Source organism: Streptomyces sp. Wb2n-11, from assembly GCF_001049855.1.
In the GTDB taxonomy this organism is placed as follows: Bacteria; Actinomycetota; Actinomycetes; order Streptomycetales; family Streptomycetaceae; genus Streptomyces; species Streptomyces altiplanensis.
Genome location: NZ_CVPB01000001.1, coordinates 2,842,575 through 2,864,677 on the forward strand (window position 1 = coordinate 2,842,575; position 22,103 = coordinate 2,864,677).

Genomic DNA, 22,103 nt, shown 5'->3' on the forward strand with positions numbered 1-22,103 from the left:
AGGCCATACTGGCCTCATGCACCAGCAGCTGAGCTTCCTCTTTACCTATGGCACCCGGTCCGACCGGTGCCATGGTCGAGCTGCTTGAGCTACTGACAAGCGACTTCACAGGCGCCCCGGGCCGACAAGGCCCGGGGCGCTCTGTCGTTTCCGGACCCGGTCGCCGTCCAGGACGCCGTACCCCTTCCCCTTCCCGGTTCAGGAGATACGGACATGAGCACCAGCACCGCCGCCACCGCCACCGCCACGGAGAAGACCGGCGCCCGCACCGACGAGGCCGCGGACCTCATCGGCAACGCCCGGGAGCGCATCGACTCCCTCGACGACAGGATCATCGGTCTGATCCAGGAACGGATGGCCGTGTCGGCCGTCATCCAGGAGGCCCGCATCACCTCGGGCGGGCGCCGTGTGAACCTCTCCCGCGAGATGGAGGTCCTCGCCCACTACAGGGACGCCCTCGGCAAGCCCGGCACCGCGCTCGCGATGACGATGCTGGAACTGTGCCGGGGCCGCATCTGAGCGGGGCCGCATCTGAGTTCGGACACGTCCTCACCCGTACGGCGCGTGACCGGGCCACGCGGGGCTTCGTTGGTCCCGGTGTCCGTGCCAGCCAGGGGCGGGCGTGCAGGAAAGAACCACGCGTGGCCCCGCCGGGGCGTGCGGCGCACCGCATGTGCGCCGTGGGACCTCGTCCCGGCGTGCGTGACCGGTCGGCAGGGGACAGCAGCCCGGTCATCCAAGGCGGCCGGTTCCGGGGACGCCCGGAACCGGCCGGCCGTGTCCCGCGGTCCGGTCCCGGGATGTCGTCGAAACTGTTGCGCGCGCCGCGGCCGATCCCCCACGATGCAAGGGCGGCCCCGCCCCCGAACGGTTGCCGCCATTGGTCCACACCATCCGCGCGCGCCCGTCGCGCGCCGGGCAGACCGCCGGCGCACCACCCGCTCCCGCACCCCCGCTCCATCGCACGAGCCAGCGGCGTACCCCCCGGCGCCGCTTCTCAGCACCGACGCCGCCCTGACGTCGGTGCTGACGGCCGGGGCCCTGCGGACTCCGGTCCGCAGGGCCCTTCGCCTTGCACCGGCAGATGACAGATGGCGGATGTGGCGCACATCACACGAGGAGCCTGTGCGATTCCGGGCAACCCTTTACGCCTTCCACAGGTCATCCATGCGAACCAACGGCCACCCGTGCACCCCACATTCACGGCGGCCCTCACATCTCGTACCGCCGCCACGCGGTACGCCAGACTTTCTGAGGTCTACATGAAGCTTCGCCGCGCCATGGCCCTTGCGGCCGCGACGGCCGTCATAGCTCCTGCCGCTTTCCTGGCTGCACCGGCCGCGTACGCCGATGGGGACCCCGCGACCACCACGCAGACCGAGACGACCGACCCGGACGGGTCGACCGGCTCCGACCGGACCGACACCGAGACTCCGGAGTCCGACCCGGCCGGCGAGCCCGACCCGGACGACGCCGAGAACCCGGAGCCCGACCCGGCCACGGACCCGGTGACCGACACCGAGGACGGGACCGGGAAGGACCCGGCCGGTGACACCGACCCGGACGCCGACCCCGCCACCGACCCGGGCGCGGACGAGGACCCGGCCGGTGACACCGACCCGGAGGGCGAGGAGGACCCGGCCGACGGGACCGACCCGGCCACCGACCCGGACGCGGAGGAGGACCCGGCCGACGGGACCGACCCCGGGGACGAGCCGGGCACCAAGCCCGACGAGGACCCGGCGACGGACCCCGAGGACGAGTTCGAGGCCTGCGAGCCGGTCATCGACGAGGACGGCGACCTGATCGACGCCGCGTCCGCCCTCCGGCTGGACATCAACGGCCTGCCCGGCAGGATCGTCGCGGGCAGCGGCTGGCACAACTTCAGGATGACCGCCTCCAACACCACGGACGAGGCGCTCGGCGAGGTCCGCTGGATCGCCTTCGTGGACAACTACTCGGAGAGCGACAACGAGAACGACTGGCTGAGCAACCACCTGCAGCTCCAGTACCTCGACCAGGGCACCAAGACCTGGAAGTCCATCGAGGACGAGGAGTTCATGGGCAGGACGGAGCTCGGCGCGAAGGACGTCGTCGACATCCAGCTGCGCGTGAACATCGACGCGAAGGCCCCGTCCGGCGACAGCTTCGCCCTCGGCCTCGGCGCGTACCTCGACTCCGACGAGGAGTGCTACCGCTCCGCGCTCGGCTACTGGGAGTTCAGCGTCCTCGCGCCGGGCTCCGACAACGAGAACCCGGGCAAGCCCAAGCCGGTCGAGCCGCCCGTCGAGAAGCCCGTGGTCAGTCCCAAGGAGCCGCAGGGCGGCGCCAAGGAGATCCCGGTGACCGGCAGCCTCGCCGAGACCGGTTCCTCGTCCGCGATGCCGATGTTCGCCCTCGCGGGTGGCGCGGCCGTCGCGCTCGGCGTCGGCGCGATGTTCGTCGTACGCCGCCGCAAGGCCGGTTCCGAGGCCTGACACGGCCCGCGCACGGCCTGAACGTACCGGTGTGACACACCGGTGGAGAGCCGGCAGGAGGGGCTGCACTCGGAGGGGGGTGCAGCCCCTCCTGCCTGTCCGCTCAACGCTCGCTCCGCTGTCCGTCCGGCGCTCGCTCAGCTCTTGGGCGGGACCGCCGGTATGCCGAGGAACGGCAGCTTCAGCGCGCCGAAGGCGTCCTCCGGCACCGCCGGCGCCTTCGGCGCGACCGCGGCGAGGCGCTCGTACGCCGCGCCCTGCGCCGGGCGCACGTCCGGCTCGCCCTTGTTGGGCCAGTACGACATGGCCCGCTCCGCCTGTGCGGTGATCGTCAGCGACGGGTTGACGCCCAGGTTGGCGGAGACCGCGGCGCCGTCCACGACCGAGATGCCCGGGTGCCCGTACAGCCGGTGGTACGGGTCGATGACGCCCTGCTCGGGGGAGGCGCCGATCGGGCAGCCGCCGAGGAAGTGCGCGGTCAGCGGTGTGCCGATCAGCTCGCCTATGTTGCTGCCGGCGAAGCCGTTGATCTCCTCGGCGAGGACCGAGGCGGCGCGCGCCGCCTCGGGTATCTGCTTCGGGTTGGGCGCACCGTGCCCCTGGCGGGCGGTGAGCAGGCCCTTTCCGATGCCGCGCGGTTTGCGGTACGTCGTCAGGGAGTTGTCCAGGGACTGCATGACGAGGCCGATGATGGTCTTCTCCGACCAGCGGTGGTTGGAGAGCGAACGGGCGGTCAGCAGCGGATGCCTGGCGGCGTGGCCGAGCCAGCCGAGCACGCGGGGGAACTTCTCGGCGTACGGCACCTGGATGATGGACATCGCGCCCATCGCGTTGGAGCCCCTGCCGTAGCGGACGGGCTCGATGTGGGTGCTGGCGTTGGGGTGGATCGAGGACGTGATGGCGACGCCCCGCGTGAAGTCGGCCCTCCTCGCGCCGTTCTTCGCGCCGTGCTTCCTGCGGTAGCGGCGGTCGGTGGTCTGGGCGCCGACGAGGGCCTCGGAGTTGGTGCGGGTCAGTTCGCCGAGCCTCGAGGAGATGCGGGGGAGTTCGCCGCGGTCCTTCATGGCGTGCAGGAGGGTCTGCGTGCCGTACGTACCGGCGGCCACGACGACCCGGCGGGCGCGCAGGGTGCGCGGCGCGGCCCTGCGGCGGGCGTCGGTGGGGACGGTGGCGACGCGGTAGCCGCCGTCCGGGTGCTCGGCGAGGCCGATGACGGAGGTCATCGGGTGGACGACCGCGCCGGCCTTCTCGGCGAGGTGGAGGTAGTTCTCGTTGAGGGTGTTCTTCGCGCCGAGCCGGCAGCCGGTCATGCACGCGCCGCACTCGGTGCAGGCCCTGCGGGACGGGCCCGCGCCGCCGAAGTAGGGGTCGGGGACCTCCGTGCCGGGCGCGGCCTTCGCCGCACCGCCGGCGTCCTTGCCGTCGCCGTAGAAGACACCGACCGGTGCCAGGTGGAAGCTGCTCCCCACCCCCATGGCCTCGGCGGCGGCCTTCAGGTGCACGTCGGACGGCGTCATGGTCGGGTTCACGCGCACCCCGAGCATGCGCCTGGCCTGGTCGTAGTACGGCGCCAGTTCGTCCTGCCAGTCGGTGATGTCCGCCCACTGCCGGTCCTGGAAGAAGGGGGCGGGGGGCACGTACAGCGTGTTGGCGTAGTTGAGGGAGCCGCCCCCCACGCCCGCGCCGGCCAGGACCATGACGTTCCCGAGGAGGTGCACGCGCTGGATGCCGAAGAGACCGAGCGCGGGCGCCCACAGATAGTTCCTGATGTCCCAGGACGTCTTGGGCAGGGTCTCGCGGGTGAAGCGGCGGCCCGCTTCCAGGACGCCGACCCGGTACCCCTTCTCCGTCAGGCGCAGCGCGGAGACGGACCCGCCGAAGCCCGATCCGACGACGATGACGTCGTAGTCGTACGCGGAATCCGCCTCGGCCTCCCGGCTGCGGGCAGAGCTCTCCTGTGGCATGGGCGCTCCTCGTTGGAAAAGCCTGGGATCAGCGGAAACGCAGGGTCTTGAGCGCCTTCAGGCTGGTGCTCATGAACGCCGCGTACTTCTCGTCGTCCATGCCGAAGGACGGGGCCATCGGCATCAGCCGCTGGTGGGCGACGGTTTGGACCTCGGTGTACTTGAGGATGCCCTCGGAGCCGTGGCGGCGGCCGAGGCCCGATTCCTTCATGCCGCCCATCGGCGCCTGGACGCTGCCGTACGCCGGGGCGTAGCCCTCGTTGATGTTGACCGTGCCGGTGCGCAGCCGGGCGGCGATCGCGTGGCCTCGCTTGCCGTCCCTGGTCCAGACGCTCGAATTGAGGCCGTACGGCGTGGCGTTGGCCTGCTCGACGACCTCGTCCTCGTCGGTGAAGCGGTAGACGGAGACGACCGGGCCGAAGGTCTCCTCGGCGCACACCGCCATCGGCGCCTCGACGCCTTCGAGGATGGTCGGCTCGTAGAAGAGCGGGCCGATGTCGGGGCGGGCGACGCCGCCCGCGACGAGCGTGGCGCCCTTGGCGACGGCCTCCTCGACGTGCCGCTTCACGTTCTCCAGCTGGCGCCCGCCGACGAGCGAGCCCATGTCGGCGCCGTACGCGAGGGACGTGCCGAGGCGCATCGCCTTCGTACGGGCGGCGAACCGGGCCACGAAGTCGTCGGCGACCGACTCGTGGACGTACAGCCGCTCGATGGAGACGCACAGCTGTCCGGCGGAGGAGAAGCAGGCGCGGACCGCGCCCGCCGCGGCCTTCTCGACGTCGGCGTCGGCGAGGACCAGCATGGCGTTCTTGCCGCCGAGTTCGAGGGACACGCCGATGAGGCGGGCGGCGGCGCCCCGGGCGACCTCGCGGCCGGTGCGGGTGGAGCCGGTGAAGGAGACGTAGTCGGCGTGCTTGACGATCTCGGGGCCGACGACCGGGCCTTCGCCGAGGACCACCTGGAAGGCCCCGGCGGGCAGACCGGCCTCGACGAGGAGGTCGCGGGCCCACAGGGCGGTCAGCGCGGTCTCGGTGTCGGGCTTCATCACGACGGCGTTGCCGGAGACGAAGGCGGGCAGCGCGTCGCCGACCGACAGTTCGAGCGGGTAGTTCCAGGGGGCGATCTGGCCGACCACTCCGCGCGGCTGGCGCAGCTCGGTGACCTTGGTCAGGGTCGGGACGGCTCCGGTGCGCCGCCTGGGCCTGAGGTAGGAAGCGGCCTTGCGCCCGTAGTGGCGGGCGGCTATCGCGACGGCCTGGACCTCCTCGTGCGCGTGCAGACGGGCCTTGCCGGTCTCCAGCTGGATGAGGTCGAGGACCTCGGCCTGGCGCTCCAGGACGAGGTCGTGGAAGCGGAGCAGGACCGCGGCGCGCTGCCGGACGGGTATGGCGGCCCAGACGGGCTGGGCGGCGCGCGCCCGCGCGAAGGCGGTGGCGACGTCCTCGGGGGTGGACTCGGGCAGGTCGGCCAGCTTCTCCCCGGTGAAGGGGGTGTGGTTGGCGGTACGGCCGGAACCGACCACGTCACGCGTGAGCTGTGCGACCACCTCGGGAGTGACCACATCGGCCGCGGTGCGCGCCTCGGCGGGGGCGGCGGCGCGGGGGTTCGTACCGAGGGCGGCCGCGGGGGCCTGCGTGTCCGTCATGAGGGCGAGAGTAAGCCTCCCGGGAGGCTTTTGGTACCCACCGGTAACGCCTTTTCACCAGCCCCTCACCATCGTGCCAGCATTCACTGGCACATAACCCCTGATCAGGGCTTGTGTTCCCGGTCCGTGTTTCCGGCTCGCGCTTTCGGCCCGTGTTCCCGGCTCGCGGGCTAGCCGCGGGCGAACGAGTCGAGGGCGGTGTCGAAGTGCCGTTTCGCCTCGTCCTGCCGGCCGACCGGCGCGGAGACCCTCACGTCGTACATCAGGCTGCCCTCCTCCCAGGAGACTTCGTACGTGTGCCGGTCCTCGTCGCCCGCCCCGAAGCCGTTCGCCTTGAACTCCCAGAGCGCCGCGGGCCATCCGTTGTGGGTCGTCCGGGTGACCTTGCCCTCGCGGTAGCCGGGGTGGGTGCGCGGACCGTTCGCGTGCGCCAGCCTCATCGCGCCGAGCGGGCCGCCCGCTGCGGGGATCTGCTGGCGTACGCCGATCCTGACGCTCCTGTCCGGCGACATGTAGGAGACCCGGTCGTCGTCGGCCGAGCGGTGGTAGCCCTCGGGGACGGCGAGCGTGAAACCCGCGGGATCGGTCACCTTGCGGTAGCCGGCCGGGGGCGTGCGGGCGGTGGCGCCCGTGCCGGAGGGGCCGGGCGGTCCCCCGGCGTCTCCGCCGCCGGACACGGTCGAGGTGACCGTACGGGTGGGCGCGGTGTCCGTACGCCCGTTGCCGCCGCGGCCGTCACCGCCGTCGTCGCCGCCGTCGAGGAACAGCGCCGCGGTCCCCGCGCCCGCCCCCGCCGTCACGACCACGAGGGCGCCCGCGACGAGCGCGCCCCGGACGCCGCCGGCCCGGGGCCGCGCCGCCCCGGGGGCGAGGGGAATGTTCGGCTGCGTGGCCGAATAAGGCGCCCCGGGAGACGCGCCGGTGGCGAGGAAGGCGAGCAGCAGCCGCTCCGTCTCGGCCGCGCCGAGCCTGCGCTCCGGGTCGCGCTCCAGCAGGTGCTGCACGACGGGGAGCAGCGGGCCCGCGGCCACGGGCACCTGGATCGGGTCGTGCATGACCGCGCACAGCACCCCGCCCAGCGAGTCGCGGTGGAACGGCGACTCGCCGCTCACCGCCGTGCACAGCAGCACGCCGAGCGACCACATGTCGGACGCCGGGCCGGCGCCGACGCCCTCCATCCGCTCGGGCGCGGTGTACTCGGGAGAGCCGACGAAGGACCCGGCGTTGGTGATCGTCGTACCGCCGGAGAGCCGCGCGACCCCGAAGTCGGTGAGGACGACACGGCCGCTGCCCGCTTCCAGCAGGACGTTGGCGGGCTTGAGGTCACGGTGCAGTACGCCGCGCTCGTGGGCCATGCGCAACGCCCTGACCAGCGCGAGGCCGATCCTCGCGGCCTCACGGGGGTCGACGGGCCCTTCGGCCGCGATGCGGTCCGCGAGCGAATCGCCGTCGATCAGCTCCATGATGATGTACGACAGCCCGGTGCCGGGGTCCTCGACGATGTCGTGCACGACGATCACGTGCGGGTGGACCAGCTGGGCCACGGTCCTGGCCTCCCGCAGCGCCCGCTCGCGGCGCATCTGCGCGTCGGCGGCGGTCGAGCCGGGTTCGTCGCCGCCGAAGTGGAGTTCCTTGACGGCGACCTGCCGGTCGAGCAGTTCGTCCGTCGCCTGCCAGACGGTGCCCATGCCGCCGCTGCCCAGCCGGTCACCGATGCGATAACGCCCGGCGACCAGGCGGCTTCCGCCCACGGCCTCGCCGGTCATGCGGTGTGAGTGGTCCACGTTTCCTGCCCCGCGTCTACGGCTGCCAGATTACGGAGCGGAAGACGGCCATGGAACCTCGTACCTCTCACGTGTCCCAATGTGATCGGTCGCCGGGCGCGTGGCACGGCCTCCGGGAGGGTCGCTCAGCCCGTCACCCGGTAGGCGTTCGTGGCCTGTTCGTATATCTCGGTGATCTCGTCGCGCTGCGTCTCGGGGCCGATCACCTGGACGACGTGGTAGCGGTCGCCGACGATCATCGCGAGGTTGCGGACGTACACGTCGCGCCCGCTGCTGTCCTGCCAGGTGAACTGGCCCTCCGCCATGGCCCGCCCGCCCACGTCGATGCGGCGCAGCCCGTTCTGCGTGGACCAGGAGGAGTCCCTGACGGGCTGGAGCTCCCGCTCCTTCCTGAGCTGGTAGTCCATCGGGTCGCTGCCCTGCTCCTCGACGGAGTCCCGGCCGGGGACGATCAGCAGCTCGAACGCGCCGCCGCGGTAACGGACCTGCCCGGCGTCGTTGATCGGCCGCCGTTCCCAGTCCTTGTCCACGGCTGTCTGGAAACCTTCGGGATCCTTGCGGATCCCGTACCCCTCGGCGACGTCGGCGGCCGGGGCGGAGGTCTGCGGCTGCTGGGCACCGGACGCCTCCGGGGTTTTCCGAGGAGTCCTCTCCGGTGCCTCCTCCTCAGGCGGCGCGGGCGCGGTGGTGCCGGAGGAGCCGGGGGCGGCGGTGCTCCTGCTGTCCCCCGCGTTCTCGGGGGCGCCCTGGCTCCGGTCCTGTTCACCGGCCTTCGGCATGAAGACCATGGCGTAGACGAGCGCGGCGGCCAGGCCGAGGAGGATCAGGAGCAGGAGCGTACGCCCGAGCGAACGGGGGCCGCCGCGCTGCTTCTTCTGGATCCGCGGTTCCTTGATCCGCGGCTCCCGCGGAGGCCGCGGCTCTCTCGGCTCCCCCTTGCCCCCGGCCCTGGTCTTCTTGTGCCGGTGGCGTCCGTGCGCGTCGGCCGCCCCGCCGCGGCGCCTGCGTACGAGCTCACCGCGGCGGCGCACGATCGGAAGCCGCGTGGCGTCGACGGACGGCAGCGGCACGACGTTCGCACCGGCATCCGGCTCGGGGGCGGACCGTACGAGCGAGCGGAGCCAGCCGCGCACCTCCTCGAAGTCGGGGCGCTCGGTGGGATCCTGACGCAGCAGCGATTCGACGACGGGCCGCAGGGGGCCGCACTCCTCGGCGAAGGCGGGCGGCTCGGCGCAGACGAGCTGGACCAGCTCCACGGCGCTCTCCTCCGGGTACGGGGCGTGGCCCTGCACGGTACGGAAGAGGAGCGCGCCCAGGGCCCAGAGGTCGGTCGAGGGGCCGATGGGCGGGGCGAGCTGCCAGTTCCCGTGGACGGAACCGGCCTGTTCGGGGGCCCAGCGCTCGGTGACGGCGCCGACGACGGCGATCCGCGCCTGCCGGGCGCGCTCGGCGGCGAGTGGGGTGGCGGGCCCGCGGTACGCGGGGGCCCGCCCACCCGCCACGAACTCGTCCCAGCTGTGGGCTTCTTCCTGGGGCCGTCCCTGTGCATGACCCTGCGCATGCCCCTGTGCCTGGCCGCGTCGCAGGCCGTCGGCGCGCAGGGCGTCGCCTGTTCCGGCACCGGGGGCCGCGCCGTGCCGGTCGCCGCCCGGCTCCGGGCGCCCGGCGGACGCGGGTCCGGACATGGGGTCGAGGCCGGGGTCGGCGTACGGGCTGATCGCCCGCGCCCCCCCGGCCGGGCGCGGCATCGCGCGCTGCGCCGGGAGCGGGCGCGCGCCGCCGCCCGGGTGCTGCTCCTCGGTGACCCGGGCCGCCGCGCGGGCTCCCGCGCGGTACGCCGCTATCGCCCCGGCGCGGGCGGCGCGGACCTCGGCGGCGGCGTTCCCCCTCCGGCCGGCAGCGCGGTGCGCGCGTCGGGGTCATGGGCAGAGCCGGGCGCGGCGCCCGGACCGGGACCGTACGGCACGGCCTCCGCCCCACGGCCGCCTCCGGCCGCCCCGTGCCCCGAAGGACCGGCGTCGCCCCAACCGCCGTCGCTCTCCTCCGCGTCCACCGCCGGCTCCGCCGGCACCGGCACGGGGGCGTACCCGCAGAGCGCCTCCTCCGCCGCGCCGGCCGCGAGCCCGGTCAGGACGATGCGGCCGTCGTCGCAGACGAGCACCGTGCGGACGGTGATGTTCCGGTGGGTCCAGCCGTGCGCGTGCAGCACCCGCAGCGCGGTCAGCACGTCGGAGGCGATCTCCGCGGCCCGGTAGGGACTCAGGGGCCTCTCGGCGAGCAGCGCCGCCAGCGGCCGCGCCGCCACCAGTTCGCTCACGATCCAGAGCGAGCCGTCCTCGGCGAAGACGTCGAAGACCTGGTCGAGTCTGGGGTGGTCGGGGATCTGCGCGGCGGCCTGCGCCGCCTCGACGGCCCGCCGCACGGCGGGGTCGGCCGGCCGCCGCGTCGCGCGCCCGGCGGCATGCCGCTGCCCCGCCCCGCCACCGCTCTCGCCGTCCAGGAACTCCGCGTCCACGACCTCGGGCAACGGCACCTGGCGGACCAGGACTTCCTGACCGCTGTAGGTGTCGAAGGCCCTGGTCTCGACCAGTTCGTACGCGTCGGAAGGCGGCAACGGAAGGCGGTAGCGGTCGGCAAGTACCCGTCCCGCGTAGTCGTCCACGACGCCTCCCCAGAGCGCGCTGTTCCCCCGGCCAGTCTGACCGCATCAAGTCGTCAATTCCGGTCGCGTACGGTCAGTCCACGAGCTCTCACGATACGTGGCTGGGACCGGCCGCGCGGCCGGGTCCGGGCAACCCGGCGGTGTCAGTCCGTCAGTCCTTCGGTGCGAACGTGTCGAACGCGGTCTCGCGCAGCGTCCGGCACTCGTCGCCGTTCCACTCGCTCGCCTTGCAGCTGACCATGATCGAGTATCCGTGCCGCGCGTCCACCTTGAAGCCACGGTTCAGGACATGCACCCGCGTGCCCCGCACGTCGCGCTCGAACTCCCAGTCGGCGGTGGTGGGATACCCGTTGTAGTCGACGGGCCTTATTCCGAAGTGCTTGTAGTTGTTGCTGGTCGCGGCGACCCCGATCCGGGCCGCGGCCCAGGCCGCGCGCGCGTCGTCCCCGGGGCTGTCCGTGAAGTCGACCTGGACGCGCGGGTACCCGCCGTCCTTGTTGTAGATGCCGCCGGAGTTCGTGCCCGCTATGCCGTTCCGCCGGAACCCCTCGGGCATCGCCATGGTGAAGTGGAACTGGTCGTCGCCGACCTTCGCGTACCCGTCGGGCAGCCCGCCGTCCTTCGACGGACCGTCCGTCCCGGACTTGCCCGGGTCCTGGCTGTCGTCGCCCTTGCCGGAGTCCCCGGACCGGCTCTGGCCGTCGCTCGGGGCCTGCCCCTGCTCCTCGCCCTTCCCGCCGTCCGTTTCCGTGCCGGTGCCCGTGCTTTCGCCGTCCTTGGCGTCGTCGCCGGCCGTGGCGCCGCTCGAAGCGGACGTCCCGTCCTTGGACTTGCCCTGCGTGCTGTCGTCGGGGCCACTGCTCAGTGCGACGGCGAGCACGGTGCCGATCACGGCGAGCGCCGCGACCACCGCCACGAGGACCAGCGTGCGCCGCGGTACGACATCCGTCAGCGAGGCCCGCTCCGGCGGCCTCGGACCCGGCGCGGACTGCGACTGCTGCGCCTCCCCGGTCCGGGTCTGCGCGGTCTGCTTCTGCTTGGCGGACTGGGCCGCCGCCGCGTTCCGTACGGACTTCAACGCGCCCCGCACCCGCTCGCCGGCGTCCGTCGCCTCGTCGTTCCTGGGCGGCCGCACCGCGCTGAGCACGTCCTCGGGCACGGGCGGCAGTGCCACCACCCGCGTCGCCTCCGGCGACGGCTCGGGCTCGGCCGGCTTGTCGGGCAGGCTGAGCACATCGTTGAGGAGCGCCCGCGCGCCCGCCTCGTCGAGCCGCTGGCCGGGATCCTTGGCCAGCAGGCCGTAGATCACCTCTTCCAGCGGTCCCGCGTTCTTGGGCGGGTCGAGCGGCTCGGTCATCACGGCCGTGAGGGTCGCGATCGCGGACCCCTTGTCGTACGGCGGGGTGCCCTCCACCGACGCGTACAGCAGACCGCCCAGCGACCACAGGTCGGCGGCCGGGCCCGGCTTGTGGCCACGGGCCCGCTCCGGCGAGATGTACGAGGGGGCGCCCACCAGCATGCCGGTCGAGGTGATCGACGGGTCGCCCTCGACCTGGGCGATACCGAAGTCGGTCAGCACGACCCGGCCGTCCTCGGAGATCAGCACGTTGGACGGCTTCACATCGCGGTGCAGGATGCCCTCGCGGTGCGCGGCGCGCAGGACGTCGAGAATGGCGAGGCCCACCTCGGCGGCGCGACGCGGCGTCAGCACCCCGTCCTCGCGCACGGCTTCGGCGAGCGACTTGCCCTCGATCAGCTCCATGACGATCCACGGCCGGTCGTCCTCGTCGACCACGTCGTAGACGGTCACGGCGCCGTTGTTGCGGATCCGGGCGATCGCCTTCGCCTCACGCAGCGTGCGCGTGATGAGCCGGCGCTTCTCCTCGTCGTCGATGCTCGTGGGGAAGCGCAGTTCCTTCACGGCGACCGTGCGCCCCAGCGTCTCGTCGACGGCGCGCCAGACCGTGCCCATGCCGCCCCGGCCGAGCACCTCTCCGAGCCGGTACCGCCCGGCGAGAAGACGCCCCTTGGTGTCCTTGGACTGCTCCGCCTCCGACATGCGTCCCCTCTGCGATCCCTGATCTTCGCCCGCGATGGCTGCGTTCCAGGGTGATGCAGTAACCCGCCCTGGCAGAGCAATCATTGTCCCTCACTGCGCGACCGATCGTGGTCCCGGGTCGTCGGCCCCTCTCCGCGGCACCGACAAAAGGGACCACTCCCAGTTCACAGCAGTGTCAGGGCAGCTGCACCGAATCTCCCCGCACCGGAGTCGAGTTCCCCGCCCGTGGCCGGATCACTGCAACGGCACGATGTCCGGCGCTCCCAGCCGCGCCGCGTCCGCCGTCAGGTCGTCCGGCTGGCGCTGCGACTCCCGCTCCGCCTCGACCCGCTTCTCGTAGTGCGCGACCTCCTTCTCGATCTGCTCCTTGTCCCACCCGAGCACCGGCGCCATCAGCTCCGCGCACTCGCGCGCGCTGCGCGTTCCCCGGTCGAAGGTCTCGATGGAGATGCGCGTGCGCCGGGTCAGTACGTCGTCGAGGTGGCGCGCGCCCTCGTGCGAGGCGGCGTAGACCACCTCCGCCCGCAGGTAGTCGTCCGCCGCGCTCAGCGGTTCGGCCAGCGACGGGTCGCGGGCGATCAGGTCCAGCAGTTCCTCGGTGAGCGAGCCGTACCGGTTCAACAGGTGCTCCACGCGCACCACGTGGAGCCCCGCGCGCGCCGCTATGCGGGCCCGCGCGTTCCACAGCGCCCGGTACCCCTCGGCCCCGACGAGCGGCACGTCCTCCGTCACGCACGCGGCGACCCGCTGGTCGAGGGCGTGCACCGCCTCGTCCACGGCGTCCTTCGCCATCACGCGGTACGTCGTGTACTTGCCGCCCGCGACCACGACGAGCCCCGGCACCGGGTGCGCCACCGTGTGCTCGCGCGAGAGCTTGCTGGTGGCGTCCGACTCCCCGGCCAGCAGCGGCCGCAGGCCGGCGTACACGCCCTGGACGTCGTCACGGGTCAGCGGCACCGCCAGCACCGCGTTCACATGCTCCAGCAGGTAGTCGATGTCCGCGCTGGACGCCGCCGGATGCGCCTTGTCCAGGCTCCAGTCCGTGTCGGTCGTCCCCACGATCCAGTGGCGCCCCCACGGGATGACGAACAGCACCGACTTCTCGGTCCGCAGGATCAGCCCGGTCGACGAGTGGATCCGGTCCTTCGGCACCACCAGGTGGATGCCCTTGGACGCCCGTACGTGGAACTGCCCGCGCTCGCCGATCAGCGCCTGGGTGTCGTCCGTCCACACGCCGGTCGCGTTGACGACCTGCCGGGCCCGGACCTCGTACTCCCCGCCGCCCTCGACATCCCGCACCCGCGCCCCGACGACCCGTTCGCCCTCCCGCAGGAAGCCGGTCACCCGGGCCCGGTTGGCGACCTGGGCGCCGTACTGCGACGCCGTGCGCACCAGCGTCGTCACGTAACGCGCGTCGTCCATCTGGGCGTCGTAGTACTGCAACGCGCCGACCAGTGCGTCCTTCTTCAGCGCGGGCGCGACCCGCAGCGCGCGCCCGCGCGTCAGGTGACGGTGCATCGGCAGTCCGCGCCCGTGCCCGGACGACACCGACATCGCGTCGTACAGCGCCACGCCCGACCCGGCGTACCACCGCTCCCACCCCTTGTGCTGGAGCGGGTAGAGGAACGGCACCGGCTTCACCAGATGCGGCGCCAGCCGTTCGAGGAGCAGCCCGCGCTCCTTCAGCGCCTCCCGCACGAGGGCGAAGTCGAGCATCTCCAGATAGCGCAGCCCGCCGTGGATCAGCTTGCTCGACCGGCTCGACGTGCCCGAGGCCCAGTCCCGCGCCTCGACCAGGCCGGTCGCCAGCCCGCGCGTGACGGCGTCGAGGGCCGTTCCCGCACCGACCACTCCGGCGCCCACGACCAGCACGTCCAGTTCACGCTCGGCCATCGCCGCGAGCGCCTCGGCGCGCTCGGCGGGCCCCAGTGTCGCTGTCCTCACCGCTGCCTCCCGTAGTCGTCGGGTGGTCGGGATCACATCCCCGCCCCCTCGATTCTGTCCGCAGGGCCCGCATTCAGCCACCGCCTGTGGACAACACTCCCGCGCCCCGGCCGCACACAATGCCGCATAACGGTCATATTTACGCCTAGTCTGACATTGCGCTCGCCCGAACTGTCCACAGGGTTTGCGCGTTGCCTCCCCTCCGGCTATTGGGAAGGACGGCCCACCGCCATGCCCGCAGATCTCGCCGTCATCGGACTCGGCCATCTCGGCCTGCCCCTCGCCCAGGCCGCGGTCGCCTCCGGCATCGACACCCTCGGCTACGACACCGACCCGCACCTCCTCGCGGACCTCACCGCGGGACGCACCCCGGGCGACGGCTCCCTCACCGCCGCCGACCTGCGCCGCATGCTGGCCGGGGGGTTCCGTACCGTCAGGGCGCCGACCGAACTCGGTCGGGTCCGTACCGCGGTCATCTGCGCCCCCACTCCGCTCGGCGCCGACCGCACGCTCGACCTCAGCGCCGTCGGCGAAGCCGCCAGGATCCTGGCGGCGCAGCTGCGCCCGCACACCACGGTGCTGCTCGAATCCGCCGCGTACCCCGGCACCACGGAAGAATTCCTCCGTCCCATCCTCGAGGAGGGATCCGGGCTGCGCGCGGGCCGCGACTTCCACCTCGCGTACTCCCCCAGTCGGGTGGATCCCGGCAACCGGCTCCACACCTTCGCGGGCACCCCGCAGGTCATCGGCGGCCTCACCCCCGCCTGCACCGAATCGGCCGCCGCCTTCTACGGGCGCCTGACCGACAAGGTGGTCCGGGCGCGGGGCCCGCGCGAGGCCGAGACCGTCGGCGTACTCGAAACCAACTACCGGCACGTGAACATCGCGCTGGTCAACGAGATGGCCGTGCTCTGCCACGACCTCGGCGTCGACCTCTGGGACGTCATCCGCTGCGCCGAGACCAAGCCCTTCGGCTTCCAGTCGTTCCGCCCGGGCCCCGGCGTCGGCGGCCACGGCGTTCCCGTCGACCCGAACTACATCCCGCACAGCAGCAGCACCCCCGGCCACCCGCTGCGCATGGTCGGCCTCGCGCAGGAGATCAACGACCGCATGCCGCAGTACGTCATCCAGCGCTGCGCCACACTCCTCAACGAGCACGGCAAGTCCGCCCGCGGCGCCCGCGTCCTGCTCCTCGGCGTCACCTACAAACCGGACCTGGCCGACCAGCAGGGCGCCCCCGCCCAGGAGATCGCCGCCCGCCTGGTGGACCTGGGCGCCCAGGTCGGCTACCACGACCCGCACGTCCCCCACTGGCGTGTCCGGGACGTCCCGGTCCCCCGCGCCGACTCCCTCTACGAGGCCGCCGCCAACGCCGACCTGACCGTGCTCCTGCAGAACCACCGCACGTACGACCTCCAGGCCCTCGCGGTGAAGGCCCAGCTCCTCCTCGACACCCGGGGCGCGACCCCGACGGGTGCGAGCCACCGCCTCTGACGCAGGAGAGGCGGTGGCTCGCGAGGCCGCGCGGGTGCGGCCGACCGGAGAACCGGTCAATCCGGTCAGCCGGTCAGCCGGTCAGCCGCTGAAGTGGAACCCGAAGTTGGCGCCGCCGGTGGGGCCGCCGAGGCCGGCCAGGTTGAAGCTGGTGGCGCCGGCGCCGGTGAGGCCCGAGGTGTCCGTCTTCAGCTTCCAGACCCGGCCCTTGAAGCCGTCCTCGCCGTTGCCGCCGACGTAGACCTCGGGCCTGCCGTCCCGGTCGGTGTCGATGACGCGGACCGCCGATCCGAAGTGGTCGGCGGTCTCCGACGTGCTGGGAATCCCCGCCGAGTTCTGCGTGAAGGACTTCGCACCCGTGGTGGTGACTCCGGTGGCGCTGCCGCGCAGGACGGTGATCGCCCCACTGGCCGTGACGGCCGCGTCGCTGCCCGTCTCCCCCTCGGCGCCGACGACGATGTCGGCGTAACCGTCCTGGTCGGTGTCGGCCACGGACACGTCCGAGCCCCAGCGGTCCCTCTCCTCGTCCACCCCGGGGACGCCCGTGCTCTTCTGCGTGTACGTCCGGCCGGGCAGCGTCGTGCTGACGCCCTCCGGGCCGCCGTACGTGACGAAGATCCTGCCCCCGAGCGCCTCGGCGCTCCGGTCGGGGCCACCGCCGACGAAGTCCTGGTAGCCGTCCTTGTTCAGGTCGCCGAAGGAACCGTTCCAGCCGGAGGTGACCGCGCCGCCCCGGACCAGGCCGGAGGCCGTGCCCCTGAGGACGGAGCCCTCGGTCCGCGACATGTCGCCGGTGGCGGTGCCGTGGGCCACGACGTCCCGGACGCCGTCGCCGGTCATGTCACCGACATGGACGTGGTTGACGCTGTGGCCGTCCTCGGCCGGGGTGTCGCGGAACCGCACGGCCGACGGCTTGCCCGTGGAACGGCTGACCGGGCCGCGCACGACGACCACGCCGTACTTCGTGCCGGGGTGCTCACCGACGGCCGCCGGCGCGACGATGTCCGCGACGCCGTCGCCCGTGACGTCGCCGACTCCGGTGCTGGAGTTGAACAGCCGGGGCGCGGTCGCGGCGTCCCCGGAGCCGGTCGTCACCGTGGTGGCCGGCGCGGTGACGCCCTGCGCGCCGCCCCAGAAGACGAGGACGCCGGAGCCGTCGCGGACGATCAGGTCGTCGTAGCCGTCCCCGTCCACGTCACCGTGGCCTCCGAGGTAGCCCCACCTGCGGTCCGCGGCCGGCTCGCCGGGGACGCCGGGCGTGGCCTGGGTGAGAAAGGCGGCGGTCCCGAGCTCCGGACCGGTGGCCGATCCGTACACGACGGAGATGCCGCCGGCCTTCTTCAGACCGGCGACGGTGGCGGATTCCGCGCTGATCGCGAGGTCGGGGTAGCCGTCCCCGTTGAAGTCCGCGGTCGTACGGTCCGCCGGCTGCGGCTGCGGCTCCGGTTCCACGGCCGTGGCCGGAGCGATGCCGGTGAAGCTCAGAACAGTGATCGCGCACATGCCGGCGGTCACCAGGAAAAACTTGCGCAAGACACAACCCCCCAGGTCGATCTTCGGGCGGCCGGACCGGCCGCCCGAAGATCAAAGCACACGCTCTCCGGGAGGAAGCGGGGTGGGAAGAAGCGGGACCGCCCAGCACTTCGCCCCGCCCGGAAACCCGGCGGGGCGAAGCACCGGACACGTACGGCCGGGGTCAGCGCTTGTGCTCGGCCGGGGAGACCGTCACCTCGACGCGCTGGAACTCCTTGAGCTCGCTGTAGCCCGTGGTCGCCATCGAGCGGCGCAGCGCGCCGAACAGGTTCATCGAGCCGTCCGGGGTGTGCGACGGGCCGAGGAGGATCTCCTCGGTCGTGCCGACCGCGCCCAGGTCCATGCGCTTGCCGCGCGGCACGTCCTCGTGGACGGCCTCCATGCCCCAGTGGTGGCCGCGCCCCGGCGCGTCCGTCGCGCGGGCCAGCGGCGAGCCCATCATCACGGCGTCCGCGCCGCAGGCGATGGCCTTCGGCAGGTCGCCGGACCAGCCGACGCCGCCGTCGGCGATGACGTGCACGTACCGGCCGCCGGACTCGTCCATGTAGTCGCGGCGGGCCGCGGCGACGTCGGCGACGGCGGTCGCCATCGGCACCTGGATGCCGAGCACGTTGCGCGTGGTGTGCGCGGCGCCGCCGCCGAAGCCGACGAGGACGCCGGCCGCGCCGGTACGCATCAGGTGCAGCGCGGCGGTGTACGTCGCGCAGCCGCCCACGATGACCGGGACGTCGAGTTCGTAGATGAACTGCTTGAGGTTCAGCGGCTCGGCGGCGCCCGACACGTGCTCGGCGGAGACCGTGGTCCCGCGGATCACGAAGATGTCGACACCGGCGTCCACGACGGCCTTGGAGAACTCGGCCGTACGCTGCGGAGACAGCGCGGCGGCGGTGACCACGCCCGAGTCTCGCACCTCCTTGATGCGCTGCCCGATCAGGTCCGCCTGGATGGGAGCGGCGTAGATCTCCTGGAGCCGGCGGGTCGCGGTCTCGTCGTCGAGCTCCGCGATCTCCTGGAGCAGCGGCTCCGGGTCCTCGTACCGCGTCCACAGACCTTCGAGGTTCAGTACGCCCAGGCCGCCCAGCTCACCGATGCGGATGGCGGTCCTGGGCGAGACGACCGAGTCCATCGGAGCGGCCAGGAAGGGCAGCTCGAAGCGGTAGGCGTCGATCTGCCAGGCGATCGAGACCTCCTTCGGGTCCCGGGTGCGCCGGCTCGGCACGATGGCGATGTCGTCGAACGCGTACGCCCTGCGGCCGCGCTTGCCGCGCCCGATCTCGATCTCAGTCACGTGTGTGGCCTTTCCCTCTTGGTATGCCGTTCCAGTATCCCCGACACACGCGCCAGGGGCGGCCCCTGGAAATTCCGGGGCCGCCCCTGTGCGCGCGTCGGTGTTACCGCGTGTTACTTCCTGCTGTAGTTCGGCGCCTCGACCGTCATCTGGATGTCGTGCGGGTGGCTCTCCTTGAGGCCCGCCGAGGTGATCCGGACGAACCGGCCGTTCTGCTGGAGCTCCGGGATCGTGCGGCCGCCGACGTAGAACATCGACTGGCGCAGGCCGCCCGCGAGCTGGTGCACGACGGCGGACAGCGGGCCCCGGTAGGGCACCTGGCCCTCGATGCCCTCGGGCACGAGCTTGTCGTCGGCGCCGACGCCCTCCTGGAAGTACCGGTCCTTGGAGTACGACTTGGCCTGGCCGCGGGACTGCATCGCGCCCAGCGAGCCCATGCCGCGGTACGACTTGAACTGCTTGCCGTTGATGAACATCAGCTCGCCCGGCGACTCCTCGCAGCCCGCGAGCAGCGAGCCGAGCATCACCGTGTCGGCGCCCGCGACGATCGCCTTCGCGATGTCGCCGGAGTACTGGAGGCCGCCGTCGCCGATGACCGGCACACCGGCCGCCTTCGCGGCGAGCGAAGCCTCGTAGATCGCGGTGACCTGCGGCACGCCGATGCCGGCGACCACCCGGGTCGTGCAGATGGAGCCGGGGCCGACACCGACCTTGATGCCGTCGCAGCCGGCGTCGATGAGCGCCTGGGCACCGTCGCGGGTGGCGACGTTGCCTCCGATGACGTCGACCGCGGAGTTCGACTTGATCTTGGCGACCATGTCGCCGACGAGCCGGGAGTGGCCGTGCGCGGTGTCGACGACGATGAAGTCGACGCCCGCCTCGATCAGCGCCTGGGCACGCTCGTACGCGTCGCCGGCGACACCCACGGCCGCACCGACGAGCAGCCGGCCCTCGGCGTCCTTGGCGGCGTTCGGGTACTTCTCGGCCTTGACGAAGTCCTTGACCGTGATGAGGCCCTTGAGGGTGCCCGCGTCGTCGACCAGCGGAAGCTTCTCGATCTTGTGGCGGCGCAGCAGCTGGACCGCGTCGACGCGGGAGATGCCGACCTTGCCCGTGACGAGCGGCATCGGCGTCATGATCTCGCGGACCTGACGGGAGCGGTCGGTCTCGAAGGCCATGTCACGGTTGGTGACGATGCCGAGGAGCTTGCCCGCCGGGTCGGTCACCGGCACGCCGCTGATGCGGAACTTGGCGCACAGCTCGTCGGCCTCGCCGAGCGTGGTGTCCGGGCGCACGGTGATCGGGTCGGTCACCATGCCGGACTCGGAGCGCTTGACGAGGTCGACCTGGTTGGCCTGGTCGGCGATCGAGAGGTTGCGGTGCAGGACACCGACGCCGCCCTGACGGGCCATGGCGATGGCCATGCGCGACTCGGTGACCTTGTCCATCGCGGCGGACAGCAGCGGGACGTTCACCCGGACGTTCTTCGAGATGTACGAGGAGGTGTCGATCTGGTCGGGGGCCATGTCCGACGCGCCGGGCAGCAGCAGCACGTCGTCGTAGGTCAGCCCGAGCATCGCGAACTTCTCGGGCACTCCATCGACGTTGGCAGTCATGCCTGACACCTTCCCAAATGGTCTTGCTCGGCGCGGATGTCCATGCTAACGGGATCGCGGGGTGTCTCATTCCACGAGCAAGATCACCCACGGAATTCGTACATTCATACGGCAGGCGGGCGCGCGAAGAGCCGTCCGGCTACTGCCCGGCGAGGGCCCGCAGTCTGCTGAGCGCGCGGTGCTGCGCCACCCGGACGGCGCCGGGCGACATGCCCAGCATCTGCCCGGTCTCCTCGGCGGTCAGGCCCACCGCGACCCGCAGGACCAGCAGCTCGCGCTGCGCCTGCGGGAGATTCGCCAGAAGTTTCTTGGCCCACTCGGCGTCACTGCTGAGCAGCGCGCGCTCCTCGGGGCCGAGGGAGTCGTCGGGCCGCTCCGGCATCTCGTCGGACGGCACGGCGGTCGAACCGGGGTGACGCATGGCGGCCCGCTGGAGGTCGGCGACCTTGTGGGCGGCGATGGCGAAGACGAACGCCTGGAAGGGCCTGCCGGTGTCCTTGTAGCGCGGCAGCGCCATCAGGACGGCGACGCAGACCTCCTGCGCCAGGTCCTCCACGAAGTGGCGGGCGTCACCGGGCAGCCGGCTCAGCCGGGTGCGGCAGTACCGCAGGGCCAGCGGGTGGACCCGGGCCAGGAGATCGTGCGTGGCCTGCTCGTCGCCCTCGACCGCACGCCGGACGAGTGCACCGATCACCGTCGTCTCGTCGTCGCGCATCGGTCCATGGTGCCTTGGCGCCGGGTCATTCGCGGCACCACGTCCGTAGTTGTGCACTGAAGCGTTATGAGCGGGTACGCCGGAACTCATCTCCTGCCCCTCCCCTCCCGCTCGACCGAATCGTCCCTGAGGAACTCTTCCACTCCCCAAGGATGCGGCATCGGCGGCGGAAAGGGGCACGCCCGTCCGTCACCCCGTCCGCCGGGGGGCGGACGGGGAACGCGGCAGCCGCGCGAGAGCGCACCGGCCGGGTCCTATCGGACCAGGCCCCAGCGGAATCCGAGCGCGACCGCGTGCGCCCGGTCCGAGGCGCCGAGTTTCTTGAAGAGCCGCCGGGCGTGCGTCTTGACCGTGTCCTCCGAGAGGAAGAGCTCACGGCCGATCTCGGCGTTGGAGCGTCCGTGGCTCATGCCTTCGAGCACCTGGATCTCACGCGCCGTGAGCGTCGGGGCCGCGCCCATCTCGGCCGACCTGAGCCGACGCGGGGCGAGCCGCCAGGTCGGGTCGGCGAGCGCCTGGGTCACCGTCGCCCGCAGTTCGGCGCGCGAGGCGTCCTTGTGCAGGTAGCCGCGGGCGCCGGCGGCGACCGCGAGCGCGACCCCGTCGAGATCCTCGGCGACCGTGAGCATGATGATCCGGGCGCCCGGGTCCGCGGAGAGCAGCCGGCGCACGGTCTCGACGCCGCCCAGACCGGGCATGCGTACGTCCATCAGAATCAGGTCCGAGCGGTCGGCGCCCCAGCGGCGGAGGACTTCCTCGCCGTTGGCCGCTGTCGTCACGCGCTCGACGCCGGGCACGGTCGCGACCGCGCGGCGGAGCGCCTCTCGGGCAAGCGGGGAGTCGTCGCAGACGAGGACGGATGTCATGACCGCCCTCCGCAGCTGATGCGCGTCACCTTGAGCCTCCAGGCTGGTACGTATTT

13 protein-coding genes and 1 pseudogene are annotated in these 22,103 nt (G+C 72.4%); 3 read left to right on the forward strand and 11 right to left on the reverse strand.

Annotated elements, in window-relative coordinates; all coding sequences use genetic code 11:
- Positions 1 to 213 precede the first annotated feature (213 nt).
- Positions 214 to 519, forward strand: coding sequence for a chorismate mutase (locus BN1555_RS12640; RefSeq protein ID WP_093799493.1), 306 nt, complete (start codon positions 214 to 216; stop codon positions 517 to 519).
- Positions 520 to 1,262: 743 nt separating this feature from the next.
- Positions 1,263 to 2,477, forward strand: a complete 1,215-nt coding sequence (locus BN1555_RS12645) for an LAETG motif-containing sortase-dependent surface protein (RefSeq protein WP_255306015.1) — start codon at positions 1,263 to 1,265, stop codon at positions 2,475 to 2,477.
- Positions 2,478 to 2,614: 137 nt separating this feature from the next.
- Here BN1555_RS12645 and BN1555_RS12650 read toward each other — a convergent pair whose 3' ends face one another.
- The 6 genes and pseudogenes from BN1555_RS12650 to BN1555_RS12675 form a co-directional block, all read right to left on the reverse strand.
- A complete protein-coding gene (locus tag BN1555_RS12650) occupies positions 2,615 to 4,441 on the reverse strand; it encodes a GMC oxidoreductase (protein ID WP_093799495.1) in 1,827 nt (608 codons plus the stop codon).
- A 28-nt stretch (positions 4,442 to 4,469) separates the two neighbouring features.
- Entirely contained in the window at positions 4,470 to 6,086 is a 1,617-nt protein-coding gene (locus BN1555_RS12655) for a succinic semialdehyde dehydrogenase (RefSeq protein WP_093799496.1), read from the reverse strand.
- Between the two features lie 170 nt (positions 6,087 to 6,256).
- Positions 6,257 to 7,852 carry a serine/threonine-protein kinase gene (locus BN1555_RS12660; protein ID WP_093799497.1) on the reverse strand — a complete coding sequence of 532 codons (1,596 nt, stop codon included), beginning with the start codon at positions 7,850 to 7,852 and terminating at the stop codon, positions 6,257 to 6,259.
- Positions 7,853 to 7,995: 143 nt separating this feature from the next.
- Positions 7,996 to 10,532 (reverse strand): annotated as a pseudogene (locus tag BN1555_RS12665) (protein kinase).
- Between the two features lie 151 nt (positions 10,533 to 10,683).
- Positions 10,684 to 12,591 (reverse strand): serine/threonine-protein kinase, encoded by a 1,908-nt coding sequence (locus BN1555_RS12670; protein ID WP_093799498.1) that lies wholly within the window; start codon positions 12,589 to 12,591, stop codon positions 10,684 to 10,686.
- Positions 12,592 to 12,825: 234 nt separating this feature from the next.
- A complete protein-coding gene (locus BN1555_RS12675) occupies positions 12,826 to 14,535 on the reverse strand; it encodes a glycerol-3-phosphate dehydrogenase/oxidase (protein ID WP_093799499.1) in 1,710 nt (569 codons plus the stop codon).
- Between the two features lie 231 nt (positions 14,536 to 14,766).
- On the opposite strand from BN1555_RS12675, the gene BN1555_RS12680 reads away from it, so the two are divergent.
- Positions 14,767 to 16,029: a nucleotide sugar dehydrogenase gene (locus BN1555_RS12680; RefSeq protein WP_093799500.1), complete on the forward strand. Its 1,263-nt coding sequence runs from the start codon at positions 14,767 to 14,769 to the stop codon at positions 16,027 to 16,029.
- An 81-nt stretch (positions 16,030 to 16,110) separates the two neighbouring features.
- Here the strand turns inward: BN1555_RS12680 and BN1555_RS12685 are convergent, their stop codons facing one another.
- From BN1555_RS12685 to BN1555_RS12705, 5 genes are all read right to left on the reverse strand, one after another.
- A complete protein-coding gene (locus BN1555_RS12685; protein ID WP_093799501.1) occupies positions 16,111 to 17,562 on the reverse strand; it encodes an FG-GAP repeat protein in 1,452 nt (483 codons plus the stop codon).
- Between the two features lie 163 nt (positions 17,563 to 17,725).
- Positions 17,726 to 18,850, reverse strand: a complete 1,125-nt coding sequence (locus tag BN1555_RS12690; protein WP_093799502.1) for a GuaB3 family IMP dehydrogenase-related protein — start codon at positions 18,848 to 18,850, stop codon at positions 17,726 to 17,728.
- 113 nt (positions 18,851 to 18,963) lie between these two features.
- Positions 18,964 to 20,466 carry an IMP dehydrogenase gene (guaB, locus tag BN1555_RS12695; protein WP_093799503.1) on the reverse strand — a complete coding sequence of 501 codons (1,503 nt, stop codon included), beginning with the start codon at positions 20,464 to 20,466 and terminating at the stop codon, positions 18,964 to 18,966.
- Between the two features lie 139 nt (positions 20,467 to 20,605).
- The gene (locus BN1555_RS12700) at positions 20,606 to 21,181 is read right to left on the reverse strand and encodes a sigma-70 family RNA polymerase sigma factor (RefSeq protein ID WP_093799504.1); all 576 of its coding nucleotides are present in this window, start codon (positions 21,179 to 21,181) and stop codon (positions 20,606 to 20,608) included.
- 254 nt (positions 21,182 to 21,435) lie between these two features.
- Entirely contained in the window at positions 21,436 to 22,047 is a 612-nt protein-coding gene (locus BN1555_RS12705; protein ID WP_003948568.1) for a response regulator transcription factor, read from the reverse strand.
- Between the last annotated feature and the right edge of the window lie 56 nt (positions 22,048 to 22,103).

Coding starts and splice junctions, on each gene's coding strand:
- guaB (WP_093799503.1), bottom strand. CDS start 20,466: ATGACTGCCAACGTCGATGGAGTGCCCGAGAAGTTCGCGATGCTCGGG.
- BN1555_RS12670 (WP_093799498.1), bottom strand. CDS start 12,591: ATGTCGGAGGCGGAGCAGTCCAAGGACACCAAGGGGCGTCTTCTCGCC.
- BN1555_RS12705 (WP_003948568.1), bottom strand. CDS start 22,047: ATGACATCCGTCCTCGTCTGCGACGACTCCCCGCTTGCCCGAGAGGCG.
- BN1555_RS12680 (WP_093799500.1), top strand. CDS start 14,767: ATGCCCGCAGATCTCGCCGTCATCGGACTCGGCCATCTCGGCCTGCCC.
- BN1555_RS12700 (WP_093799504.1), bottom strand. CDS start 21,181: ATGCGCGACGACGAGACGACGGTGATCGGTGCACTCGTCCGGCGTGCG.
- BN1555_RS12660 (WP_093799497.1), bottom strand. CDS start 7,852: ATGACCGGCGAGGCCGTGGGCGGAAGCCGCCTGGTCGCCGGGCGTTAT.
- BN1555_RS12645 (WP_255306015.1), top strand. CDS start 1,263: ATGAAGCTTCGCCGCGCCATGGCCCTTGCGGCCGCGACGGCCGTCATA.
- BN1555_RS12640 (WP_093799493.1), top strand. CDS start 214: ATGAGCACCAGCACCGCCGCCACCGCCACCGCCACGGAGAAGACCGGC.
- BN1555_RS12650 (WP_093799495.1), bottom strand. CDS start 4,441: ATGCCACAGGAGAGCTCTGCCCGCAGCCGGGAGGCCGAGGCGGATTCC.
- BN1555_RS12655 (WP_093799496.1), bottom strand. CDS start 6,086: ATGACGGACACGCAGGCCCCCGCGGCCGCCCTCGGTACGAACCCCCGC.